The organism is Nitratidesulfovibrio oxamicus (assembly GCF_015731765.1).
In the GTDB taxonomy this organism is placed as follows: Bacteria; Desulfobacterota; Desulfovibrionia; order Desulfovibrionales; family Desulfovibrionaceae; genus Cupidesulfovibrio; species Cupidesulfovibrio oxamicus.
This window is the reverse complement of the sequence record NZ_VRYY01000248.1, coordinates 1-3,800: the sequence shown is the minus strand read 5'-3', so window position 1 is coordinate 3,800 and position 3,800 is coordinate 1. Positions and strand designations below refer to the sequence as shown.

The window sequence follows — 3,800 nt, the reverse complement described above, 5'->3', positions numbered from 1 at the left end:
CGCCCGCCGCGCACGCCGCAACGGGGCTTCCGCAGTCCGGCCCCGGCCAGTGGGAACCGGGCAGGCGGGTCATCGCGCCGTCCCTCGCGCCGTTGCCCGGCCACCAATGGCAGGAAGAGCCGCTCATGTCGCACGACGGCATGCATGTGGCCGCCGTGGTCCGGCAGGAGGACGACAGCTTCACCATGCGCGTGGACGGCGGCGTCTGGGACGCGGGCTTCGACAAGGTCTGGTCGCCGCGCTTCCTGCCCGACGGGCGGCTGGCCGCCATCGTCCAGCAGGACGGGGAATGGACCGTGGTCGTGGACGGCGAACCGTGGCCTGAAACCTACGGGTTCATCTGGTCGCTGGTGCACGGCCCCGCCGGAAAGCTGATCGCCGCCGTGCAGCAGGACATGCGCTACGGCATGATCGTTGACGGCGAGCCCTGGGAAACGCTGTACGAGAACGCCAACAACTTCTCCATCAGCCCCGACGGTCGCCGCACCGCCGCCGTGGTGCAGACCGTGCCGCTGGGCCAGGCCGACATCGAAACCTTCGTGCGGGGCGTGTACAGCGTGGCCGTGGATGGAGAGGCATGGGGCCACAATTTCATGAACGTGTGGACCCCGGTGTTCGACAACCGCAACGACAGGGTGGCCGCGCAGGTGCGCCTTTCCCATTCCGAGTACACCGTGGTCGTCAACGGAACGCCGTGGCCCGCCACCTTCCCCTGCGTGTGGGAACCGTGCTTCGACCCGGCCACCGGCGCTGTGGCCGCCCCGGTCCGCAAGGATGGGCGCTGGGGCATGGCCCTGGACGGCACCCTGCTGTGGGAGGCGCGCTTCTTCCAGTGCTGGTCGCCCGCATGGAGTCCCGACGGGCGGCACCTGTGGGCCATCGTGGCCCCCGGGTACGGCAATTTCACCGTGGCCCGCGACGCAGCGCCCTGGCCGTTCACCGCCCCGGTGATCACAGACCTTGTCCTGTCGCCCGACGGCAAACGCGCCGCGGCCCTTGCCAGCAACGACAACACCGCCTGGCAGGTGGTGGTGGACGGCGTGGCCTGGCCCGGCAAGTGGGACATGGCATGGCGGCCCGTGTTCAGCCCCTGCGGGCGGCACGTGGCGGTGCGGGTGCGCCAGGGGGGCCGTGAAACGGTGCTGCTGGATGGCCGCCCGTGGCGCGATGCCTTCACCACGGCGTGGGACCCGGTGTTCGGTCCCTCCGATTCCGGAACCGGCACGACCGTGCTGCTGCGGGGCATCCGCGACGGCGCGTGCGAACGGTGGGTGGCCACTCCCGACGACTTCAGGGCCTGATGGGCCAGCGGAGGCAATAGCAATGCAGCAACTGTACAATTTCGCCGTGGGCCCCCTGACCTGGATCGCCTGGGCCGTGTTTCTGGGCGGGTCGGCCTGGCGCCTGGCCTCCATGTGGGCGCTGGCACGCAAGAAGGACATGAACGCCGTGGCATACATGGATGTGCGCTTTGCCGCACGCTCCATGGCGCACTGGGCAACCCCGTTCGCCACCCTGGGATGGCGGGCCAACCCCGCCGTCACCGTGGCCACTTTCGCCTTTCACACCGCGCTGGGCCTGCTGCTGCTTTTTGCGCCAGGACACGCGGTGCTGTGGGATTACGCCTTCGGCATCGATGTCTGGTCGTTACCCGAAGGCATCGCCGACACCCTGACCGTGCTGGTCATCCTGCTGTGCGGGTTCTTTGCATGGCGACGCCTGCAACTTCCCGTAGTCCGCTTCGTCACCCGGCCCATGGACTGGCTGGTGCTGGCGCTGGTGGCCGTGCCGTGCATCACCGCGTTCCTGGCCAAGCAGCAGATCGGTGACAACCTGCTGCTGTCCACCCTGCACGTGCTGTCGGGCGAGGCCACGCTGATGGCCCTGCCCTTCACCCGGCTGTCGCACGCCATCTTCTCGCCCTTCACGCGGGCCTACATGGGCTCGGAGTTCGGCGGGGTGCGCCACTGCCCCGACTGGTAGGCGGGCCACAGGCAGGAAAGGGCAGGCAGAAGGGACCGGACGGATTCATCGGAAGGGCGCATGGCGCCATCCCACGGGAGACAACCACATGAGCGCAACGGAATTCTCGGGCATCGCGGAACGCCGCATAGAAGACGCCAACCTCGTGCGGGGCGTGGCCGCCCTGACGCGCGAACGCATCGAACGCGTGGTCAAGGCGGTGACCAGGGGCGAGGCCGGGGCGCGCCTGGCCGTCTACCATGAAACCTGCATGCGCTGCGGCATGTGCGCCGACGCCTGCCACTACTGCATCTCGCACGACGGCGACCCCACATACTCGCCCGTGGGCAAGATGGAACAGACCATGTGGAAGCTGCTGCGCACCGGCGGCAAGGTGGACCCGGACGACATCTACGGCATGGCCCAGATCGCCTACACGGAATGCAACCTGTGCCGCCGCTGCGTGCACTACTGTCCCGTGGGCATCGATACCGGCTACGTCATGAGCCTGGTGCGGCGCATCTGCCACCGCCTGGGCGTGGTGCCGCTGTACATCCAGGATACCGCGCACAGCCATTCCGGCACCATGAACCAGATGTGGGTCAAGGACGACGAATGGATGGACAGCCTGGTGTGGCAGGAAGACGAGGCGCGCAGCGAAATTCCCGCGCTGCGCATCCCCTTCGACAAGGAAGGGGCGGATTTCCTGTATTCGGTCATCGCGCCGGAACCCAAGTTCCGCACCCAGCTCATCTACCAGGCGGCGGTGATCTTCGACCAGGCCGGGGTGGACTGGACCATGCCCTCGTCCCCCGGCTGGGACAACAGCGACATGTGCATGTTCACCGGCGACTACGAAATGATGGGGCGGCTGAAACGCTGCCACTTCGAGATGGCCCAGAAGCTGAAGGTCAAGCGCATCGTCATGGGTGAATGCGGGCACGCCTTCCGCTCGGTGTACGACGTGGGCAACCGCTGGCTGGGCTGGAAGTACCACCCCGTGCCCATCGTGCATTCCGTGGAATTCTTCTGGGAACTGCTGACCGAGGGCAAGATCAGGCTGGCCAAGAAATTCGATGAACCGGTGACCATCCACGACCCGTGCAACATCATCCGGGGGCGCGGCCTGATGGACAAGCTGCGCGAGGTCACCCACGCCCTGTGCTCCAACGTGGTGGAAATGTCCCCCACGCGAGAACACAACCTGTGCTGCTGCGCGGGCGGCGGGGTGATCAACTGCGGCCCGCCCTTCAAGGGCGTGCGCCTGGCGGGCAACAAGGCCAAGGCCGACCAGCTTGCCGCCACGGGCGTGCACACGGTGGTGGCCCCCTGCCACAACTGCCACGGCGGGCTCGAGGACATCATCCACCACTACAAACTCGGCATGCACACCAAGTTCCTGGGCGACCTGATCTACGACTGCATGGAAAAGCCCGGCGCCGCGTAGGCACGGCAAGGAGCACCCGCATGAAGGCACCACGTTCCCTGCCCCGGGCACCCCGGCTTGCGACGCAACCGGCGATCGTGACGGCCATCCTTGCCGCAGCGATGCTGTTCCTGCTGTTGCCGCCCGTGGCCATGGCCCCGGCGCAGGAAGACATGAAGACCCTGGCGCCCGAGGTACTGGCCCCGCAATCGCGCCCCGCCGCCCGCTTCGTGCACGACACGCACAACGAAAAGGCCAAAATCGACGAATGCGGCACCTGCCACCACGGCACCACCGAGGACGGACGGCGCGACCCTGCGGCCCCAACGTCCGAGGGCACCCCTTGCGCCGACTGCCACGCCGTCCACGGCGGGGGGGGAGGCGGGGTCGGCAAGGCCGGCTCGGGCACGCC

4 protein-coding genes are annotated in these 3,800 nt (G+C 67.8%); all 4 read left to right on the top strand.

What is annotated here, in order from left to right; genetic code table 11:
• Nucleotides 1-1,301, top strand: a 1,301-nt coding sequence (gene tmcD, locus FVW20_RS09535; RefSeq protein WP_231039008.1) for an electron transfer complex subunit TmcD, incomplete at its 5' end; no start/stop codon positions are given.
• Nucleotides 1,302-1,323: 22 nt separating this feature from the next.
• The gene (gene tmcC, locus FVW20_RS09530) at nucleotides 1,324-1,983 is read left to right on the top strand and encodes a TmcC family electron transfer complex membrane anchor subunit (protein ID WP_196609238.1); all 660 of its coding nucleotides are present in this window, start codon (nucleotides 1,324-1,326) and stop codon (nucleotides 1,981-1,983) included.
• Nucleotides 1,984-2,071: 88 nt separating this feature from the next.
• Complete coding sequence (gene tmcB, locus FVW20_RS09525; protein WP_196609237.1) at nucleotides 2,072-3,409, top strand: electron transfer complex ferredoxin TmcB; 1,338 nt, start codon at nucleotides 2,072-2,074, stop codon at nucleotides 3,407-3,409.
• 20 nt (nucleotides 3,410-3,429) lie between these two features.
• On the top strand, nucleotides 3,430-3,800 hold a 371-nt coding region (locus tag FVW20_RS09520), incomplete at its 3' end, for a cytochrome c3 family protein (RefSeq protein ID WP_196609236.1).